The sequence below is a fragment of the Pseudarthrobacter adonitolis genome, assembly GCF_055412845.1.
In genome coordinates this window covers 61,235-80,269 of record NZ_JBVAYW010000011.1, presented here as the reverse complement: position 1 = coordinate 80,269, position 19,035 = coordinate 61,235, and the positions used below count along the sequence as shown (strand labels likewise).

Sequence of the window (19,035 nt, the reverse complement as noted above, 5' to 3'; positions counted from 1 at the left end):
ACTGGATCAGCGAAATTGCCGCATCTGTGTATACATGGGCCTTGTATGCGGCATGTTGCGCGCATAGCATGGTGGCAACACAGCGACGTGGCCGGGAGCCCATGATGGTCAGCGGAAATTACCGCGAAGAATATTCGCGCAGCATCGAAGAGAAGGATGCCTTCTGGCTTGAGGCAGCAGGGGGCGTGACCTGGTCCAGGACGCCGGAAACCGCGCTTGATGGATCGGCCGCCCCGCTGTTCCGCTGGTTTCCCGACGGCATGCTCAATACGAGCTACAACGCCTTGGACCGCCATGTTGAGGCCGGCCGAGGCGACCAGGATGCACTCATCTACGACTCGGCGATGCGGGGAGTCAAGCGCACCTACAGTTACGCCGAACTGACCGACCTGGTGGCACGCTTCGCGGGTGTGCTGCGCTCGCAGGGAGTCGGCAAAGGGGACAGGGTGGTCATCTACATGCCCATGATTCCCGAGGCCGCCATCGCGATGCTGGCGACGGCCCGGCTCGGGGCCGTGCATTCAGTAGTCTTCGGCGGATTCGCGCCCAGGGAACTCGCCGCCCGCATCAAGGATGCCGGTCCGGCCGCTATTGTGACGGCGTCCGGCGGGATTGAGCCCTCGCGCCGGGTGGAGTATCTTCCGGCGGTTGCCGAAGCGCTCGAACTCGCCGGCGCTGGGCAGACGCCCGTCATAGTCAAGGACCGGGAAGGATTTGTGCACTCGGCCTCCGAGTATCCGGACTGGCTGGACTGGGACCGGTGCATTGACGCTGCCGCCCCGGCGGCAGCAGTGGACGTCGCAGCAAACGACCCCCTCTACATCCTCTACACCTCGGGCACCACCGGCACGCCGAAGGGCGTCGGGCGGGACAACGGCGGCCATGCTGTCGCGCTCAGCTGGACCATGGCAAACATCTACGACGTCGGTCCGGGTGACGTGATGTGGACGGCGTCCGACATCGGCTGGGTGGTGGGGCATTACTACATTGTTTATGGCCCGCTGCTGGCCGGTGCCACCACGGTCCTCTATGAGGGCAAGCCCGTGGGGACGCCTGACGCGGGTGCGTTCTGGCGGGTGGTGGAGGACCATAAGGTCAACGTCCTGTTCACCGCGCCCACGGCCCTGCGCGCGATCCGCAAGGCCGACCCCCATGCGGCGGAACTGGCCAGGTACGACATCGCCACCCTGCGCACGCTGTTTGCGGCCGGCGAGCGGCTGGACACTGACACCTACCGCTGGGCAGGTGAGGTCCTGGGTGTTCCGGTGGTGGACCACTGGTGGCAGACCGAAACCGGCTGGGCCATCTGCGCCAACCCGCGCGGGCTGGAGGACCTTCCCTTCAAGCCCGGATCACCTACCGTGCCCATGCCCGGCTTCGAACTGAAGATTGTGGACGGCTCCGGGGTGGCGGTGCAGCAGGGGGAGGAGGGCAACATTGCCCTGCAGCTTCCCTTGCCTCCCGGTACCCTGACCACCCTCTGGCAGAACGACGACCGGTATGTGGCCTCGTACCTGGCGGCCTTTGAAGGCAGCTACGCCACAGGCGACTGCGGCTACCGGGACGCCGACGGCTACGTCTTTGTGATGGGCCGGACTGACGACATAATCAACGTGCCCGGCCACCGGCTGTCCACCGGAGCGATTGAACAGGTCATCTCCAGCCATCTGGCCGTCGCCGAATGTGCCGTGATCGGCGTGGCGGATCCCCTCAAGGGTCAGCGGGCCAGCGGCTACGTGGTGCTCAAGGCAGGCGTCACCGCCCGTGAGGAAGAGCTGGTCCGCGAGCTGATCGCCCTTGTCAGGAAGGACATCGGGCCCGTGGCCGACTTCAAACACGCCACGGTGGTCGAAGCACTCCCCAAGACCAGGTCAGGGAAGATCCTGCGCAAGACCATGCGGCAAATAGCCGACGGCGAAGAGTACGTGGTGCCCTCCACGATTGACGATCCGGACGTCATTGGGCAGCTGGTGGGTGTGCTGCGACCTCAGGGCGCCGGGGCTTAGTCGCCCCAATATGACTAGGGCCGCTTCCAGCCGTATTCGTTTTCCGGCCGGCCGGGCGTGCCGTAGCGAGGCGCCCGGGAGACGATGCCGGCGTCGGCGAGGTATTCGAGGTAGCGGCGGGCCGTCACGCGGGACATTCCCAGCGCCGCCATGACCTCTGTGGCCGAAACGGATCCCGAATGCTGATTCAGGTAGTCCCGGACCGAGTCCAGAGTGGAGACGGAAAGGCCTTTCGGTAGGGGCATTTCCGACGGCGCCCGGAGGCTTGCGAAGGCCTGGTCAACCTCGCTCTGGGACGCGCCGGTCCTCCCGGCACCGGACTCCTGGGGGGCCAACTGCTGCCGGAACAACCGGTAGCTGGAGAGCTTGTCTTCGAACGTGGCAAAGGTGAAGGGCTTGATCAGGTACTGGACCACGCCGATGGCCACGGCGCTCCGGACAATCGCCACTTCCCGGACCGCGGTGATGGCAATAATGTCCGCCAGGATTCCTGCCGCACGCATCCGCCGGGCGATGTCCAGGCCATGCAGGTCAGGAAGGTTCATGTCGAGCAGGACCAGTTCCACCGGCTGGCCGGCAGCCGCGAGCTCTCCCAGCAGCCTGAGCGCGGACTGGCCGTCCGGGGCCGTCCCGGCCAGCATAAATCCTGCCATCCTGCCCACGTAGGCTGCGTGCGCGGCCGAGGCGACCGGTTCGTCCTCAACCACGAGGACGCGGATATCGCTCACTGGAACTGCTCCTCTTTGTCGGTTCCGGCGGCCATGGCCGGCAGGAAGACCTGGAAGCGTGCGCCGTCCTTGCCTGTGATGGTCATGGTACCGCCCAGACGCTGCACGGCCTGGCGGACGAGGGCCAGGCCGATGCCGCGTCCGAAGGGACCGGAGGCCTTGGTGCTGAAGCCGTGCCGGAAAATATCCTCCACGGCGGCGGGGTCCACGCCGGAGCCGGAATCCTCCACCGTGATGTCCAGCCCCTCCGCATCGGACTCCACGGTCAGCTCCACCGTCCTCGGAGCCGCGCCATCCGCGGCGGCGTCGATCGCGTTGTCGAGGAGGTTTCCCAGAATGGTGACAAGGTCCTGGACAGCCAGGCCCGCAACGGACGCGGACCCCTCGGTGGAGAGCGTCAGCTTCACCCCGCGCTCATTCGCTTCCGCTGCCTTCCCCATAATCAGGGCGCTGAGGACCGGCTCGTCGACGGAGCTCACCATCTCGTCGGTCAACTGCTGGCTGAGTTCGAGATCCTTGGTGGCGAATTCCAGGGCCTCCCGGGTTCGCCCCAGCTCCAGCAGGGAAACCATGGTGTGCAGCCGGTTGGCGTGTTCGTGGGTCTGGGCGCGAAGGGCGGCGGACAGTGTCCGCATTGTTTCGAGTTCGCTGCCCAGCGATTCGATCTCCGTCCGGTCGCGGATGGTGGCCACGGTGCCGAACACCGCCGTCCGGCGGAGGCCGGGGGAGTCGGGACCGACGGCCGGGCCCTGGTTCACCACCACAATCCGGGGGCCCGTCAGGTGGATTTCATCGAGGGCGGTGCGGCCGGATTCAAAGAGTTCCTTGAGACTGGGGGCCAGCGGGAGGTCTGTCAGGAAGGGCGGCCGCGACGGATCGTCTTTCGAATCGCGGGGCTCCAGTCCCAGCAGCTCAGCGGCCTGGTCGTTGTACATCACCACCCGGCCCTTGGTGTCGATCAGGATCAGCCCCTCACGCACCGAGTGCAGGACGGATTCGTAGTAGGCAAACAGCTGCGCCAGCTGCTCCGGCCCCCACCCCCGGGTCACCCGGCGCAGGTAGCGGCCCAGCAGCCAGGAAGCCAAAGACCCGCCAATGAGCAGGGCGAGGCCAATGGCCAGCAGCGCGGACAAGCGGCCGGACAGGGCCACATCCACAGTCCGGACCGTGACGCCGGCGGCAACCAACGCCCTGACGTTTCCCGCCGCATCCTTGACCGGGACAACCGTCCGCACCGACGGCCCCAGCGTTCCCGCCGTGACCTCGGTGAATACTTTACCGCGGAGCGAGGCCTCGATGGAGCCGATGTATGGCCTGCCGAGCTCTTCGTCCCGGGGATGCGTCCAGCGCGTCCTGTCCGGCGCCATGATGGTGACAAAATCAGCGCCGGAACCCGCCATGACGTCCAGCGCATAGGGCTGGAGCAACGCAGTTGGATCCGGATCGTCGGCGGCCTGGAGAACCAGGGGGTTGGCGGCTACTGCGGCAGCGATGCCGGTCATCCGCCGTCCGGCTTCCTCGTAGCTTCGGTCCCGGGCGTCGATGAACGTAGCGGTGCCCACGATGGCGATGAAGGCCAGCACAATCAGCAGAGTCGCCACAAACAGCCTGCGGGCGATACTCCAGCGGTGGATCATCAAGCACCTCCCATGACCAATATGAACGCAACAGTGAGCCATGTCACGGTATGGCCAATGATGGATATCACACCGGACCGACGCGATGAGCCCAGAGAATGCGCCGCAGCGTCTACCAGATTATCCATAAGGAGACACATCATGGCCTCTCAACGAGGAGAGTCGCTTGACACCGTGAAGACGCGGCGCAAGGGCCTGGACAAATCCCACTACCTCTACATTGCCGTTATTGTCGCCGTGATCCTGGGCGCCCTCGTCGGCCTACTGTTCCCCGAGGTCGGCAAATCGCTGAAACCGCTCGGCGACGGCTTCATCAAGCTGATCAAAATGATGATCGCACCGATCATCTTCTGCACCATCGTCCTGGGCATCGGCTCCATCGCCAAGGCAGCCACCGTAGGCAAAGTGGGCGGCCTGGCGCTGGGCTACTTTGTCCTCATGTCCACCTTTGCCTTGGGTATCGGCCTCGTGGTCGGGAACCTGATCCACCCGGGTGAAGGTCTGAAGCTGGCGGCCTACGACCCCAACAAAAAGGCGGAAGTAGACAGCACCGTTGCCTTCCTCCTGGGCATCATTCCGGGCGACATTCCGGTTCTGCCCACGCTCTTCGCCGCCATCCTCGTAGGCTTCGCCCTCCAAAAGATGGGCCCACAGGCCGCTCCTGTCCTCAAGGCCATCGGCCACGGCCAAGTGCTGGTATTCCGCATCCTCATCATGATCATGTGGCTCGCCCCCGTCGGAGCTTTCGGTGCCATTGCCGCCGTCGTCGGAGCCACCGGCTTCCAGGCGATCGTCAGCATGTTCACCCTGATGGCCGCTTTCTACATCACCTGCGCACTGTTCATCGTCATCATCCTGGGTGGCCTGCTCAAGGTGGTTACCGGCGTCAACATCTTCAAGCTTATGAAGTACCTCGCCCGCGAATACCTCCTGATCTTCTCCACCTCCTCTTCCGAAGCGGCACTTCCGCGACTCATCGCGAAGATGGAGCACCTAGGCGTCTCCAAGCCGGTGGTCGGCGTCACCGTCCCCACGGGCTACTCATTCAACCTGGACGGCACCGCGATCTACCTGACCATGGCTTCGCTGTTCGTGGCCAACGCGATGGGCACGCCGCTGGACCTGGGCGCCCAGGTATCACTGCTCATCTTCATGATCATCGCTTCCAAGGGCGCCGCCGGTGTGACCGGTGCCGGTCTGGCCACGTTGGCCGCAGGGCTGCAGGCGCACAAGCCGGAGCTCCTCGGCGGCGTCGGCATGATTGTGGGCATCGACCGCTTCATGTCCGAGGCGCGGGCGCTGACGAACTTCACCGGCAATGCCGTTGCCACCGTCCTGATCGGCACCTGGGTCAAGGAAATCGACAACGAGCAGGTAGGCGAAGTTCTCTCGGGCCGGGCTCCCTTCGACGAGCAGACCATGATCGCAGGACATGGCGAGCCGGTGGACGAGTCCGCCAAGGCGCCGGCGCCGGCGCTGGCCAACGCCTAGGCGCGGCCGGCACTGTATCCCGGACATGCCGCGAACCGCCCGCACAGCCTTGGCTGAGCGGGCGGTTCTTGCGTGCGGAAGCCTAACCTTCGACCTCTACCAGAAGGTAAAGGCGCAGAATGCACGCGATGTCAAGTTCCCTCGAATACCGTGTCGGGCCTGTAGCCTTGGTGGAAAGCAGGATCGGCGCTGGAGCTCCAGCGGCAGGAAATCACCGTCATCGAAAGTGTGGATAGATACGTGAGCAGCGAACAGGGTTCGGCAACTCTGGAAGGCACGGAACTCGATCTGGAAGACGCCGTGATGGGTCCCACCGGGCGCCCTTACCGCGAATTTCCGGAACCCGTCCCGCTGTCGGCCCACGGTCCCGCGCGCGTGATCGCCATGGTCAACCAAAAGGGCGGCGTCGGGAAGACCACGTCCACCATCAACCTGGCAGCGGCCCTTGCCGAATACGGCCGCAAGGTGCTGCTGGTTGACTTCGATCCCCAGGGTGCGCTGTCTGCGGGTCTGGGCATCAACCCGCACGAACTGGACCTGACGGTGTACAACGTCCTCATGGACCGCAAGGTGGACATCCGTGATGCCATCCACCAGACCGGCGTCGAGAACGTGGACCTCTTGCCGGCCAATATTGACCTCTCCGCCGCCGAAGTGCAACTGGTCAACGAAGTAGCCCGTGAGCAGGTCCTGGACAGGGCGCTGAAAAAAGTCGAAGACGATTACGACGTCGTCCTGATTGACTGCCAGCCCTCCCTGGGTCTGCTGACGGTCAACGCCCTGACCGCCGCCCACGGCGTGATCATCCCGCTGATCTGCGAGTTTTTCGCACTCCGTGCGGTAGCCCTGCTGGTGGAAACCATCGACAAGGTCCAGGACAGGCTGAACCCCGGCCTGCAGGTTGATGGTGTCCTGGCCACCATGTACGACGCCCGTACGCTGCACAGTCGCGAAGTCATCACCCGCCTGGTGGAAGCCTTCGGCGACAAAGTCTTCGAGACCGTCATCAAACGCTCCATCAAGTTCGCGGACGCCACCGTCGCGGCAGAGCCGATCACCAGCTACGCAGGCAGCCACATCGGCGCCGATGCCTACCGCCGCCTGGCCAAAGAGCTGATTTCGCGCGGCGGCGCACCCTAACTTCGCCGTGGCCGAGTCCAAACCCGGCTTTGAGGTGCGGCTGGCCAACTTCACCGGCCCGTTCGACCTCTTGCTGGGCCTGATCGCCAAGCACCAGCTGGATATTACAGAGGTGGCCATTGCCACCGTCACTGATGAGTTCATCAAGTACATCAGGAAGCTCCAGAAGCTCGGCGAGGAATGGGCACTGGATGAGGCCAGTGAATTCCTGGTCATCGCCGCCACCCTCCTGGACCTCAAGGCGGCGAGGCTCCTGCCCGCCGGTGAAGTCGAGGACGATGAGGACATCGCCCTGCTGGAAGCGCGGGACCTCCTTTTTGCGAGGCTCCTCCAATACAAGGCGTTCAAACAGGTGGCAGCCCTGATGGCTGGAACCCTGGAACAGGAAGCCAGCCGGTTTCCGCGTCAGGTTGCCTTGGAGGAGCACTTTGCCGCCATGCTCCCGGAACTGGTGTGGAAGCACACGCCGGAGCAGTTCGCCCGCCTGGCCGAGTCCGCCCTGAAGCCCAAGACGCCAAGGCCCACCGAGGTGGGCCTTGCCCACCTGCATGGCAGTGCCGTCAGCGTGAAGGAACAGGCCGAGATCCTGGGGCTCCGGCTCCAGTTGGGGAAGCCCCTGTCTTTCCGCGCGTTGATCGCCGACGCCGATTCCACCCTGGTGGTGGTGGCCAGGTTCCTGGCATTGCTGGAGATGTTCCGGGACAGGGCAGTCTCCTTCGACCAGGTGTCGCCGCTGGGCGATCTCACCGTGCACTGGACGGTGGATGGCCGGGACTGGTCAACAGAAAACCTAAGCGAAGAATACGAGGAACTGTCGTGAGCCAAGAACTTCCGGAGCCTGGGGCGGAGCCGGGCCGGGACGTCCGGGATCTTCCCGGCGGTGCCAAGGCTGCACTTGAGGCGGTCCTGATGGTCCTGGACCAACCGGCCACAGCTACTGAACTGGCCGCCGGGCTTAACCTGACCGTCGCCGTCGTCGAGCAGTTACTGGCGGAACTGCAGCGGGAGTATAGCGGCTATACTGTTAAAGCCCCGGACATGGACGATGCCAGCGATGCTGGTTTCAGCGCCAGCCCCCGGGGTTTTGAATTGCGGAACATCGCCGGTGGCTGGCGGATCTACTCCCGCGCAGACTTCGCCGAGATCGTCGGACGGTTTGTGCTTGAGGGTCAGACGGCCAGGCTCACGCAGGCGGCTCTGGAAACACTGGCTGTCATCGCGTACCGCCAGCCTGTCTCCAGGGCCAGGGTGTCTGCAATTCGAGGAGTCAATGTCGATTCTGTCGTACGGACATTGACCCAGCGCGGGCTGATCGAAGATTCGGGACCTGATCCTGAGTCGGGCGCCATCCTCTACCGGACCACGTCGTATTTCCTGGAACGGATGGGAATCGGCTCCGTAGCGGAACTGCCGCAGCTTTCACCCCATCTTCCGGGGCTTGAGGGCATCGCGGAGTTCTACGACGCCGACAGAATGTAGGCGGGGAATCCCGCGTGCGCACACGAATATTCATAAGGGCAGATAATTTCTGCATGGCTGGCTAGGGTTGTTCTTGGACAACCAGCCGGCCAAATAACGAAGGACGGGTCATGACACAGGCGGGACGCCAGGGTTCACCACGTAACAGTTCGGGACGTAACAGTTCAGAACGCAATGCCGGACAGGGCGGCGCCAGCCGTAATCCGGCGCAGGGCGGCGCCAGCCGTAACCCTGCACAGGGCGGCAGCGGCCGCCCCAGCGCGGCGGGCGGCGGATTCCGCGCCGGCGCCGGCAAGCGCAACGCCGGATTCGGCGGCGGGGACCGGCCGTACAAGGCCCCCAGGCCGCGCGAGGAGCCATTTGTGGATCCCGGCGATGCCCCGGCGTCGCCGCCGGCCGGCCGCGGTGCCTCCGACTGGAAGCCTGCTGCCAGCGCCTCCGCGCGCAAGCCTGCCGCCCGCAAGCCGGGCGCCAATAAAGCACCCGGCACCCCGGGCGCACTCAAGCCCAAACCACGCACCGGCAGGCCCGGAGCAGCGGCGTCACGCGCCTTTGGCAGCGAACGTTTCGGCCAGAACCTTGGCCCCGTGCGCAAGCCTGCCCGCAAGCGCGGACCCCGCGGTGCCGTTCCGCAGTCTGAAATGCACGACGCCGATGGCACCCGCCTGCAGAAGGTCATGGCCCAGGCCGGCGTGGCTTCGCGCCGCGTCTGCGAAGAGATGATCTCCGAAGGCCGCGTAGAAGTCGACGGCCAGGTAGTCACTGAGCTTGGTGTCCGCGTGGACCCCAAGACAGCGGTCATCCACGTTGATGGCCTGCGCATCCAGCTGGATGAAAACCTCGTGTACATGGTCTTCAACAAGCCCAAGGGCGTGGTGTCCACCATGGAGGACCCCGACGGCCGTCCCTGCATCAGCGATTTCGTGCGGAAGACCCACCAGGGCGAACGCCTGTTCCACGTGGGCCGGCTGGACGTCGCCACCGAAGGTCTGCTGCTGCTGACGAACGACGGCGAACTGGCCAACCGGCTGACCCACCCGTCCTACGAGGTCCCCAAGACCTACCTGGTCCAGGTCCGCGGCCCGTTCCCGCAGGGAGTGGGCGCCCAGCTCCGAGAAGGCGTGGAACTTGAGGATGGCTTTGCCTCCGTTGACTCCTTCAAACTGGTGGACTCCACTCCGGGCCACGTCCTGATCGAAGTAATCCTGCACTCGGGCAAGAACCGGATTGTCCGGCGTTTGTTCGACGCCGTCGGTTTCCCGGTCCTGCGCCTGGTGCGCGTCAAGGTGGGTCCCATCGGCCTGGGCGACCAGCGCCAGGGCAGCATCCGCAACCTTGGCAAGCAGGAAGTCGGCCACCTGCTGGCATCCGTAGGACTCTGAGGCATGTCCGCATTTCGCTCCCACGGGCGGGGACACCTCAACGGACCGGTCGTGGTGATTGGCACCGGCCTGCTCGGTGCCAGCATCGGGCTGGGCCTGCGCGGACGCGGTGTGCCCGTGTTCCTGTCTGACCCTTCGCCTACCAACCAGGCGGTAGCCGTCGACATCGGTGCCGGCCAGCCCCTGGACCAGTTTGGGGACGAGGCGCCTGAGCTTGTGGTGGTGGCAGCACCGCCAGACGTGACCGCCGGCGTCGTGGCCCGTGCGCTTGCCGACTACCCGGATTCCGTGGTGGTTGACATCGCCAGCGTCAAAGCCGCCATCCTGGCGGAGTTGCGCGGCCGCGGCGCGGACCTCACCCGCTATGTGGGCACCCATCCGATGGCAGGGCGCGAAAAATCCGGGCCGGTTGCGGCCCGCGGCGAGCTCTTCACGTCCATGCCCTGGGTGGTTTGTCCGGGCCCGGAGTCATCCGCGGCCGCCGTGCAGACTGCGCGCTCCCTTGCCACGGACCTGGGAGCCGTGGTTTCCCAGTTCACTGCCGACGAACACGACGAAGCCGTGGCCTTGGTGTCACACCTGCCCCAGATCATGTCCTCCCTGCTGGCCAGCCGGCTGCAGGGGACGCCGCTTCACGCGCTGTCCCTCGCCGGCAACGGGCTGCGGGACGTCACGCGGATCGCCGCCAGCGATCCCACGCTGTGGGTCCAGATCCTGGGCGGCAACGCCGGGAAGGTCGTGGAGATCCTTTACGGGGTCCGCGAGGACCTGAACCGGCTCATCGGCACGCTGGAGGAACCGCTTGCGCCGGGTGCCAGGCTTGACTTGGCCCAGCTGATCAGCGAAGGCAATGCCGGGCAGGCCCGTATTCCGGGCAAGCACGGCGGTCCGCCGCAGGCCTACTCCTGGCTGACGGTCCTCGTGGATGACCGGCCGGGCCAGATAGCGCAGCTCCTCACCGAAATCGGTGAGGTCGGCGTGAACGTGGAGGACCTGCGGCTGGACCATTCCTCGGGCCAGAACGTGGGCATGGTGGAACTGTCCGTGCTGCCGAACAAGCATGACCATCTGATCGAAGCACTCAACGACCGCGGATGGCGGGTATTGCAGTAATGACACAAGAACTTCTTGACACCCTTCCGGCCTTGCGCGTCGGCAGGCCCCTGGTGGTTGCCATCGACGGGCCGTCAGGCTCCGGCAAGTCCAGCGTGAGCAGGGAAGTGGCCCGACGGCTGCACCTTGCCTACCTGGACACCGGCGCCATGTACCGGGCCCTGACCTGGTTCTGCGTCACCACCGGAATTGACCTCAGCGACGCCGCCGCCGTGGAGCAGGCTTCCCGGGACCTCGTCCTGGAACTGAGCACCACACCGCGGGAGGAATACGTCCGCGTGGACGGGACCGATGTCACGGACGCCATCCGCGAACCGGCAATTTCGTCGGCGGTCAGTGCGGTGGCCACCACCCTCGGTGCCCGGACCGAACTGATCCGCCGGCAGCGTGAGCTCATTGAAAAGCACCACCGCCGCATCGTGGTGGAGGGCCGGGACATTACCACCGTCGTCGCACCGGGCGCTGAAGTCCGCATGCTGCTGACGGCCAGTGAGGAAGCCCGGCTTCGCCGCCGCGGCATCCAGCTGGGCGGCACGCAGGATGCGGAGCAGCTCGCCGCCCAGGTCACCCAGCGCGACGCCAAGGATTCCACGGTGGTGAACTTCACCCAGGCTGCCGACGGTGTTGTCACCCTGGATTCGTCCGACCTGGACTTCGCCGAAACCGTGGACGCGGCGCTCGTGATCGTCACGAAGGTGCTTAACCGTGACTGACCGCGGCCTGCGCCTTCCCTCCGGCTGGACCATGACCTGGAGCCGCCCCGTCGGCTGGCTCCTGGACCATGCGGTGTACCGGACGTCCGTCACTGGCCGGGACAACGTGCCCACAGGAGGGCCGGTGATCTTCGCCGGCAACCACATCAGTTTCCTGGACGGGCCGGTGATGTTCGGCGCATCGCCGCGACCCATGCACATCCTGGTCAAGAAGGAGATGTTCAGGGGTTTGCTGGGACGGGTCCTTCGGGCCTCCGGCCAGCTGCCGGTGGACCGCTCCGGGGACCGGGCAGCGCTGCTGCTGGGCAAAAACATGCTCGACGCCGGCCGTTGCATCGGGATTCTTCCGGAAGGTACGCGGGGGAGCGGCCAGGCAACGGACATCAACAACGGGGTGGCCTGGCTGGCACTGAACTCTGGCGCTCCGGTGGTCCCCGTGGCGATCCTCGGCACCCGGACGGGCAACGAACACCTCGACACAGTACCCAGGCCGGGGCGGCGGTTCCACGTCAGCTTCGGCAACGCACTGACCCTCAGCCGCAACCCCGGCGAAACGGGCCGTGCTTCAATGGACAGGGCGGGAATGGAAATCCGCGCTGCGCTTGCGGGGCACGTCCAGGAGACCATCCAACACAGTGGGCAGCCTTTGCCCCACGCGGATTTCCGCACGAACTTCACAGCAGTAGCCGGGACGCCGGCAGATGACCACTAAGGAAAGTGCAATGAGCGATACGACTCAAACCTCCGGCCACTCCGGCGCCGGCGAAGACGAATACACGCCCACCGGCACGGACCAGGTGGCCGAGCGGCTGGCCGCCATGGACGATGACGAAGCGGAGATGCGTGCCGCGTCGCTCCGCGTGGGCCTGGACGACTACGAGCTCGACGAGGAAGACGCCGCCCTGCTGAGCGGGAACTTCGACGACGAGGACTTTGACGGTCCGGTCAAGCTCGATCCGGTGCTTGCCATCATCGGCCGTCCCAACGTGGGCAAGTCCACGCTTGTGAACCGCATCCTGGGCCGCCGCGAAGCCGTGGTCGAGGATACTCCCGGCGTGACGCGGGACCGGGTGATGTACTCGGCACACTGGAACGGGCGCAACTTCACCCTGGTGGACACCGGCGGCTGGGAGCACGATGCCCGCGGCATCCACGCCCGTGTGGCCGAACAGGCCGAAATGGCCGTGGAAATGGCCGACGCCGTGCTCTTCGTCGTCGACTCCGCGGTGGGCGCCACTGCAACGGACGAGGGCGTCATGAAGATGCTCCGCCGCAGCAAGAAGCCGGTCATCATGGTGGCCAACAAGGTGGACGACTTCGCCCAGGAGGCGGACTCCGCCACCCTGTGGGGCCTCGGCTTCGGTGAGCCTTACCCCGTCTCTGCCCTTCACGGACGCGGCGTGGCCGACCTCCTGGACCACGTGATGGACACCCTGCCGGAGTTCTCCACGATTGAGGGCCTGGAACGCTCGGGCGGCCCGCGCCGCATCGCACTGATCGGCCGCCCGAATGTGGGCAAGTCATCGCTGCTGAACAAACTGGCAGGGTCTGAGCGTGTAGTGGTGGACAACACCGCCGGCACCACGCGTGATCCGGTGGATGAGTTCATTGAGCTTGGCGACCGCACCTGGCGTTTTGTGGACACGGCAGGCATCCGCCGCCGCCAGCACATGGCGCAGGGCGCCGACTACTACGCCTCCCTCCGGACGCAGGCCGCGCTCGAAAAGGCGGAGGTCGCCGTCGTTCTTCTCGCCGTTGACGAAGTCCTCAGCGAGCAGGACGTCCGCATCCTGCAGCTGGCCATCGAGTCGGGCCGCGCCCTGGTGCTGGCCTTCAACAAGTGGGACTTGCTCGACGACGAACGCCGCACCTACCTGGAACGCGAAATCGAACAGGACCTGGCCCACGTGGCCTGGGCGCCCCGGGTCAACATCTCCGCGCTGACCGGCTGGCACAAGGACCGCCTGGTTCCCGCCCTGGACCTGGCCCTGGAGAACTGGGACAGGCGCATCGCCACCGGCAAGCTCAACGCCTTCCTCGGCGAGCTTGTAGCGGCGCACCCGCACCCGGTCCGTGGCGGAAAGCAGCCACGCATCCTGTACGGCACGCAGGCGTCCAGCCGACCGCCGAAGTTTGTGCTGTTCACCACCGGGTTCCTGGACCCGGGCTACCGCCGCTTCATCACGCGCAGGCTCCGCGAAACGTTCGGATTCGAGGGCACGCCCATCGAGGTCAACATGCGCGTCCGCGAAAAGCGCGGCAAGAAGCGTTAATTCCGACACACTGGGGGCGTGAAGGCGGCAAAGTGTCACTTGCACCCTCCGGAATCGTGTAGGCTTTTCAAGGTGGTTCGGCCGGACTGCTGAGTTGAAATCCTGGCTAACATCAGGAGTAAACGCAGCGGAGAACGGCGGAACTAACGGGCTGTAGCGCAGCTTGGTAGCGCACTTGACTGGGGGTCAAGGGGTCGCAGGTTCAAATCCTGTCAGCCCGACCAAAGCAGAAGCGTCCCGGAGAATTTTCTCCGGGACGCTTTTGTTTTGTGCCGTCACCTGGCCTATTTCAGGAACTTCGATGTCCTGCGGTCCGCCAGGATCTTTCCTTGGGTCTGACACGTGGGACAGTACTGCAGGGACTTATCGGTGAAGGACACCTCCCGGACTGTGTCACCACACACCGGGCAAGCCTCCCCGGTGCGGGCATGGACCCGCATGTGGCTGAGTTTAACGTCCTTGAGCTCGCTGGGTGGCTTGCCCTCGGCTTCAGCCAGGGCAGTTCCGAGCACGCTGTGGATGGCGTCATAAAGCACCTGCACTGTGCCGCGGTCCAAGGACCTGGCGGTGGCAAAGGGAGAGATCCGGGCAGCATGCAGGATTTCGTCGCTGTAGGCGTTCCCGATCCCCGCGATCACGCTCTGGCTCCGCAGGACGCCCTTGATCTGCTGGGACGTGGAGCCGAGAATTGCCGCCAGCATGTCGGCGTCGAACGCCGCGCTGAACGGGTCCGGCCCGAGTGCTGCGATGCCCGGCACATCCTGGGGGTCGCGCACCACGTACACGGCCAGGCTCTTTTTGGTCCCCGCCTCGGTGAGATCCATGCCATGGGCACCGTCCGGCCCGGTGAATGCCAGTCGCATGGCGATATGGCCCTTTCCCATCCGGAGTTGGGTGTCGGTGGGGGAGTCCGTGAAGCGGACCCATCCCGCCCGGGCGAGGTGGAAGACAAACGACGGCCCATCGGTGTCGATGCTGACAAATTTTCCGAACCGCCGTACGCCGGCGACGGTGCAGCGCTCCAGTGCTGTGAACGGCGGATCGGCTGACTTCAGCACGGCAAAAGAAACGATCTGGACCTTCCGCACCACCGATCCGCGCAAGTGCTTGTCCAGGAAACCGGCCAGGCCTGCAACCTCGGGAAGCTCCGGCATGGCTTACCTGCGGTTTGCCTGGCTGTCGGTTGCGGCCAGCGCCTCGGGAACAGGTGCGCTGGCAGCGGAGTCATTGGCCGCCCTCGCAGCCAGGGAACGCTCGGCATCTGCCTTCTTGAACGCCTTCATCTTCTTGCCGCGCTGCCGCCAGACCCTCCACAGGACCAGGCCGACCACAAAGATGACCGCGGCGGCGATGGCTGAGATCTGCGTCGACACCGGGAACCAGGTGGCCTCGGTGCCAAGGATCCGCTGTCCGTTGTGGGCAGCCTGCGAGCTGCCGAACATGATCCCGGCGGTCACCAGATTAGGGGACGCGATAGCCGCAGCGGCGAAGAGGATGGCCAGCTTCCAGGGCAAGCTCACGGATTTACGCGTTGCCTGCCAGGCCACCAGGAGGGGAACGAACGTGAAAACGAACCCGTAAAACGTCCCCACCGTGATGCCCGCCCCAAGATTGCCATGGACCTGGTTGCGGATAACATTCGCCCACCAGACCGGGAGGATCGCCGCAAAGGCAAAGTAAGCGATGCTGAGGACCACCAGCGCCGCTACAACGAGGATGAACCGCGCAGCCCAGTTTGCCTTTTTCGCGGGCGTTTCCTGTGCGTGTGTTCTCATGCGTCTCATCATGTCAGAAACCTCCTCGAACGCCCGTGGAGTTGTGCCTATACTTTCAGCGGCGGCTTGTTTTCCAGGCCCCGTTGACATTGGTGATTGACCCGATGAAAGGCCCCTGATGAGCAACATTCCCGAAGACCTGTCCTACACCGCCGAGCACGAGTGGGTATCCGCACCGAGCGCCGACGGCGTGGTCCGGGTGGGAATCACCGACTTCGCGCAGGACGCACTCGGAGATGTTGTCTATGCCCAGATGCCTGAAGCCGGCACCAAGGTCACCGCGAACGAAGTCGTGGGCGAGGTCGAATCCACCAAGAGCGTCAGCGATATCTATGCTCCGGTCAGCGGCGAAGTCGTCGCACGCAACGAATCCCTCGATACCGATTCGGCCTTTATCAACTCCGATCCGTACGGCGACGGCTGGCTGATCGAGATCCGGCTTGCCGAAGCAGACGCTGTGGAATCCTTGCTCAGTGCATCCGAGTACGAACAGCAGGTAGGCTGAAGCTACCGGGTTCATCCGGTCCGGCCCATGGGCGTCTTCGCACGTCAGTGGCCGGATCGGGGCCCGGCAACGGATCCGCGAGGCGGATCCGTCAGGGCAAATGTTGATTGCAGGCGTGAGAGCTGCAGCGAAAGAGGAGGAATCCATGGTTGGCCACGAACAGGACCCTGCCGAAGGCGAGTACGGCACAGGTGCGGCCAGGGCTTCGGAGACCACCTCGATCCATCTCACCCCCGTCTTCGGCGAGCCCACTATCGCCCCCAAGCTGTCCACGGACGAGCGTTCTTCCGTGGAGGCGCTGCCGGCCGGTTCCGCGCTCTTGGTTGCCCACAGCGGCCCGAACGCGGGAGCCCGCTTCCTGCTTGACACGGACACCACCACGGCCGGCCGTCATCCTGACGCCGACATCTTCCTTGATGACGTCACCGTATCGCGGCGCCACGTCGAGTTCCGCCGCACAGCTAAGAGCTTTGAAGTGGTGGATACCGGCAGCCTCAATGGCACTTACGTCAACCACGACCGCGTGGACAGTGTTGAGCTAAAGTCCGGGAACGAAGTCCAGATCGGCAAGTTCCGACTCACCTTCTACCTGAGCCCTGCCCGCGCAGCAGGCCGCGCCTGATCCCGGGACACTTGCCTGTGGCAATGGCACAACCGGAACGCCGGGGGCCCCAAGTTCTGAACATCGGGGAAGTCCTCGCGCAGCTCAGCGGCGACTTTCCGGGCATGACCGCGTCGAAAATCAGGTTCCTGGAGGAAAAAGGACTGATTAATCCGCGCCGTACTCCGGCCGGATACCGGCAGTACTCGGACGGTGACGTCGAACGTCTCCGTTTTGTGCTGGCGCTGCAGCGGGACCAGTACCTTCCACTGAAAGTCATCAAGGACTACCTCGATGCGATCGACAGGGGAGAGCGGCCGGAGAACCTGCCGCCCGGCGTTGTGGTTTCGCCGCGGATCGTTTCGGATGAACTGGCCGTGGAGCTTCAGAACCGGGGACGGAAGTTCAGTGAGGAACAGCTGCGGACTGAATCCGGCGCCAGCACTCCGTTGCTACAGTCCCTGCTGAGCTTCGGGCTGATCAGCCACAGCAACGGCAAGTTCGACGAACACGCCCTGCAGGTGGCCCGTGCCTGCGTGCAACTGGAGAGCCACGGCCTTGAACCGCGCCACCTGCGTCCGTTCCAGGCCGCCGCGGAACGTGAATTCGGGCTCGTGGAGCGGGCAGTTGCGCCGCTCGCGTCCCGGCGTGATTCCGCGTCACAGGCGCGGGCTGCGGAAGCGGCCCGCGAAATCAGCGACCTCTGCCTGGTCCTGCACCGGGCACTGGTCCAGGACCGTATCTCACGTATGGACATCTGATGATCGAAGTGGAGATCGTAGGCGTTCGCATCGAACTGCCGTCCAACCAGCCGCTCGTCCTGCTGCGCGAGATCCACGGCGAACGTCACGTGCCTATCTGGATCGGGACTCCAGAGGCAAGTGCCATCGCCCTGGCCCAGCAGGGGGTAGTGCCTCCGCGCCCGATGACGCACGACCTCCTGGTGGACGTGGTGGAATCCCTGGGCCACTCGGTTGTCAGCGTCAACATTGTGGCCGTTGAGGACAACATCTTTTATGGCCAGCTCCAGTTCGAGAACGGCACCACCGTCAGCTCACGTGCATCGGACGCCCTCGCGATCGCGTTGCGGGCCAAGTGCCGCATCTGGTGTGCCGATTCCGTGATGGACGAAGCCGGAGTCCGCATCACCGAGCATGACGAGGGCGAGGACACTGACCCGGGTCCCACCGTGGACGAGGAGCGCGAACTGCGGCGGTTCCGTGAGTTCCTGGACGATGTGGAGCCTGAAGACTTCGACGGCTGAGGTCACGTTAAGGTTAACGTTGAGCCTGAAAGTTCCGACACGCCTGCACCAAGCGGCCTAGATCTTTGACCTTGGGGCGCGGCGGGCCTAACGTCGGAGGTATCAAGCTCCCATTGCTTACAGCAGCCGCGCAAGTCACACTGTAAAAGTACGACCCCCGCGAAATTACATGCATGAACTTCATGCATGTACCGGCTGATGCAGTGGTCCCCCGGGAGCTTATGACAAGGAGGATCCAGGTGAGTCCCAAAGGCGAAGCAGGCGGGCTGAAGCAGCCCACAACGGCTGGTGTGGCTGTGCCCGCGAGCGGTGCCCAGGGCCTCCTGTTTACCGAAGACCTTCCCGTCCTGGACGAGGACGCCGGTTACCGCGGCCCTACGGCCTGCAAGGCGGCCGGCATCACGTACCGCCAACTGGACTACTGGGCACGCACCGGGCTGGTTGAGCCCGCCGTCCGCGGCGCAGCAGGCTCCGGCTCGCAGCGGCTCTACGGCTTCCGGGACATTCTCGTCCTCAAGGTCGTCAAGCGGCTTCTGGACACCGGCGTCTCCCTTCAGCAGATCCGCACGGCGGTGGAACACCTACGCGAACGCGGTGTGGAGGATCTGGCACAGATCACGCTCATGAGCGACGGCGCGAGCGTCTACGAGTGCACGTCCGCTGACGAGGTCATCGATCTTGTCCAGGGCGGCCAAGGCGTTTTCGGCATCGCCGTGGGCAGGGTCTGGCGCGAAGTCGAGGGCAGCCTGGCATCGCTGCCGAGCGAACACGCTGGCGAACAGTCCTTTCCCGACGACGAGCTGAGCAAGCGGCGATCTGCCCGCAAGATCGGCTGACACAACAGGCTGACACAACGCCCACAGAAGAGGCCACCTCCGGCAGCGGGGGTGGCCTCTTCTTGTTGTCCACGGAACCGTAGGCTGCAGCG

The 19,035-nt window shown here is 64.8% G+C and carries 19 protein-coding genes and 1 tRNA gene; 16 read left to right on the top strand and 4 right to left on the bottom strand.

What is annotated here, in order from left to right:
* The first annotated feature begins 104 nt into the window (after positions 1-104).
* Positions 105-2,006, top strand: coding sequence for an AMP-binding protein (locus ACZYZ4_RS12670; protein WP_463861380.1), 1,902 nt, complete (start codon positions 105-107; stop codon positions 2,004-2,006).
* Between the two features lie 14 nt (positions 2,007-2,020).
* On the opposite strand, the gene ACZYZ4_RS12665 is transcribed toward ACZYZ4_RS12670, so the two are convergent.
* A complete protein-coding gene (locus ACZYZ4_RS12665; RefSeq protein WP_463861347.1) occupies positions 2,021-2,734 on the bottom strand; it encodes a response regulator in 714 nt (237 codons plus the stop codon).
* The gene (locus ACZYZ4_RS12660) at positions 2,731-4,371 is read right to left on the bottom strand and encodes a sensor histidine kinase (protein ID WP_463861345.1); all 1,641 of its coding nucleotides are present in this window, start codon (positions 4,369-4,371) and stop codon (positions 2,731-2,733) included. The genes ACZYZ4_RS12665 and ACZYZ4_RS12660 overlap by 4 nt, the downstream gene beginning before the upstream one ends.
* Before the next feature lie 141 nt (positions 4,372-4,512).
* Between ACZYZ4_RS12660 and ACZYZ4_RS12655 the strand changes: the two genes are divergently transcribed.
* The 10 genes from ACZYZ4_RS12655 (at position 4,513) to ACZYZ4_RS12610 (ending at position 14,186) form a co-directional block, all read left to right on the top strand.
* The gene (locus ACZYZ4_RS12655; RefSeq protein WP_463861343.1) at positions 4,513-5,862 is read left to right on the top strand and encodes a cation:dicarboxylate symporter family transporter; all 1,350 of its coding nucleotides are present in this window, start codon (positions 4,513-4,515) and stop codon (positions 5,860-5,862) included.
* Positions 5,863-6,102: 240 nt separating this feature from the next.
* A complete protein-coding gene (locus ACZYZ4_RS12650) occupies positions 6,103-7,002 on the top strand; it encodes a ParA family protein (protein ID WP_463861341.1) in 900 nt (299 codons plus the stop codon).
* Between the two features lie 7 nt (positions 7,003-7,009).
* Entirely contained in the window at positions 7,010-7,822 is an 813-nt protein-coding gene (locus ACZYZ4_RS12645; protein WP_463861339.1) for a segregation and condensation protein A, read from the top strand.
* On the top strand, positions 7,819-8,481 hold the full coding sequence (gene scpB, locus ACZYZ4_RS12640) for an SMC-Scp complex subunit ScpB (protein WP_463861337.1): 663 nt from the start codon (positions 7,819-7,821) through the stop codon (positions 8,479-8,481). The genes ACZYZ4_RS12645 and scpB overlap by 4 nt, the downstream gene beginning before the upstream one ends.
* A gap of 110 nt (positions 8,482-8,591) precedes the next feature.
* Positions 8,592-9,863: a pseudouridine synthase gene (locus tag ACZYZ4_RS12635; protein WP_463861335.1), complete on the top strand. Its 1,272-nt coding sequence runs from the start codon at positions 8,592-8,594 to the stop codon at positions 9,861-9,863.
* 3 nt (positions 9,864-9,866) lie between these two features.
* Complete coding sequence (locus ACZYZ4_RS12630) at positions 9,867-10,976, top strand: prephenate dehydrogenase (protein ID WP_463861333.1); 1,110 nt, start codon at positions 9,867-9,869, stop codon at positions 10,974-10,976.
* On the top strand, positions 10,976-11,689 hold the full coding sequence (gene cmk / locus ACZYZ4_RS12625) for a (d)CMP kinase (protein ID WP_463861331.1): 714 nt from the start codon (positions 10,976-10,978) through the stop codon (positions 11,687-11,689). Before ACZYZ4_RS12630 ends, cmk begins: the two co-directional genes overlap by 1 nt.
* A 31-nt stretch (positions 11,690-11,720) precedes the next feature.
* Positions 11,721-12,401 (top strand): lysophospholipid acyltransferase family protein, encoded by a 681-nt coding sequence (locus tag ACZYZ4_RS12620; protein WP_463861378.1) that lies wholly within the window; start codon positions 11,721-11,723, stop codon positions 12,399-12,401.
* A gap of 10 nt (positions 12,402-12,411) precedes the next feature.
* On the top strand, positions 12,412-13,962 hold the full coding sequence (gene der / locus ACZYZ4_RS12615; RefSeq protein WP_463861329.1) for a ribosome biogenesis GTPase Der: 1,551 nt from the start codon (positions 12,412-12,414) through the stop codon (positions 13,960-13,962).
* A 147-nt stretch (positions 13,963-14,109) separates the two neighbouring features.
* A tRNA-Pro gene (locus tag ACZYZ4_RS12610) sits at positions 14,110-14,186 on the top strand.
* A 60-nt stretch (positions 14,187-14,246) separates the two neighbouring features.
* Here the strand turns inward: ACZYZ4_RS12610 and ACZYZ4_RS12605 are convergent.
* Both ACZYZ4_RS12605 and ACZYZ4_RS12600 read right to left on the bottom strand, forming a co-directional pair.
* Positions 14,247-15,116: an Fpg/Nei family DNA glycosylase gene (locus tag ACZYZ4_RS12605; protein WP_463861327.1), complete on the bottom strand. Its 870-nt coding sequence runs from the start codon at positions 15,114-15,116 to the stop codon at positions 14,247-14,249.
* A gap of 3 nt (positions 15,117-15,119) precedes the next feature.
* Positions 15,120-15,737, bottom strand: a complete 618-nt coding sequence (locus ACZYZ4_RS12600) for a hypothetical protein (protein ID WP_463861326.1) — start codon at positions 15,735-15,737, stop codon at positions 15,120-15,122.
* Positions 15,738-15,855: 118 nt separating this feature from the next.
* Here ACZYZ4_RS12600 and gcvH point away from each other — a divergent pair, with 118 nt between their 5' ends.
* From gcvH to ACZYZ4_RS12575, 5 genes are all read left to right on the top strand, one after another.
* Positions 15,856-16,242 (top strand): glycine cleavage system protein GcvH, encoded by a 387-nt coding sequence (gcvH, locus tag ACZYZ4_RS12595; protein ID WP_463861324.1) that lies wholly within the window; start codon positions 15,856-15,858, stop codon positions 16,240-16,242.
* Positions 16,243-16,387: 145 nt separating this feature from the next.
* On the top strand, positions 16,388-16,864 hold the full coding sequence (locus ACZYZ4_RS12590; RefSeq protein ID WP_463861322.1) for an FHA domain-containing protein: 477 nt from the start codon (positions 16,388-16,390) through the stop codon (positions 16,862-16,864).
* Positions 16,865-16,887: 23 nt separating this feature from the next.
* Positions 16,888-17,604 (top strand): transcriptional regulator FtsR, encoded by a 717-nt coding sequence (gene ftsR / locus ACZYZ4_RS12585; protein WP_463861320.1) that lies wholly within the window; start codon positions 16,888-16,890, stop codon positions 17,602-17,604.
* Positions 17,604-18,107, top strand: a complete 504-nt coding sequence (locus ACZYZ4_RS12580) for a bifunctional nuclease family protein (protein ID WP_056342311.1) — start codon at positions 17,604-17,606, stop codon at positions 18,105-18,107. The genes ftsR and ACZYZ4_RS12580 overlap by 1 nt, the downstream gene beginning before the upstream one ends.
* A gap of 239 nt (positions 18,108-18,346) precedes the next feature.
* Positions 18,347-18,943, top strand: a complete 597-nt coding sequence (locus ACZYZ4_RS12575) for a MerR family transcriptional regulator (RefSeq protein ID WP_463861318.1) — start codon at positions 18,347-18,349, stop codon at positions 18,941-18,943.
* Positions 18,944-19,035: the final 92 nt, after the last annotated feature.

Coding starts and splice junctions, on each gene's coding strand:
- ACZYZ4_RS12670 (WP_463861380.1), top strand. CDS start 105: ATGGTCAGCGGAAATTACCGCGAAGAATATTCGCGCAGCATCGAAGAG.
- ACZYZ4_RS12660 (WP_463861345.1), bottom strand. CDS start 4,371: ATGATCCACCGCTGGAGTATCGCCCGCAGGCTGTTTGTGGCGACTCTG.
- ACZYZ4_RS12655 (WP_463861343.1), top strand. CDS start 4,513: ATGGCCTCTCAACGAGGAGAGTCGCTTGACACCGTGAAGACGCGGCGC.
- ACZYZ4_RS12635 (WP_463861335.1), top strand. CDS start 8,592: ATGACACAGGCGGGACGCCAGGGTTCACCACGTAACAGTTCGGGACGT.
- ACZYZ4_RS12630 (WP_463861333.1), top strand. CDS start 9,867: ATGTCCGCATTTCGCTCCCACGGGCGGGGACACCTCAACGGACCGGTC.
- cmk (WP_463861331.1), top strand. CDS start 10,976: ATGACACAAGAACTTCTTGACACCCTTCCGGCCTTGCGCGTCGGCAGG.
- ACZYZ4_RS12620 (WP_463861378.1), top strand. CDS start 11,721: ATGACCTGGAGCCGCCCCGTCGGCTGGCTCCTGGACCATGCGGTGTAC.
- der (WP_463861329.1), top strand. CDS start 12,412: ATGAGCGATACGACTCAAACCTCCGGCCACTCCGGCGCCGGCGAAGAC.
- ACZYZ4_RS12605 (WP_463861327.1), bottom strand. CDS start 15,116: ATGCCGGAGCTTCCCGAGGTTGCAGGCCTGGCCGGTTTCCTGGACAAG.
- ACZYZ4_RS12600 (WP_463861326.1), bottom strand. CDS start 15,737: ATGAGAACACACGCACAGGAAACGCCCGCGAAAAAGGCAAACTGGGCT.
- gcvH (WP_463861324.1), top strand. CDS start 15,856: ATGAGCAACATTCCCGAAGACCTGTCCTACACCGCCGAGCACGAGTGG.
- ACZYZ4_RS12590 (WP_463861322.1), top strand. CDS start 16,388: ATGGTTGGCCACGAACAGGACCCTGCCGAAGGCGAGTACGGCACAGGT.
- ftsR (WP_463861320.1), top strand. CDS start 16,888: ATGGCACAACCGGAACGCCGGGGGCCCCAAGTTCTGAACATCGGGGAA.
- ACZYZ4_RS12580 (WP_056342311.1), top strand. CDS start 17,604: ATGATCGAAGTGGAGATCGTAGGCGTTCGCATCGAACTGCCGTCCAAC.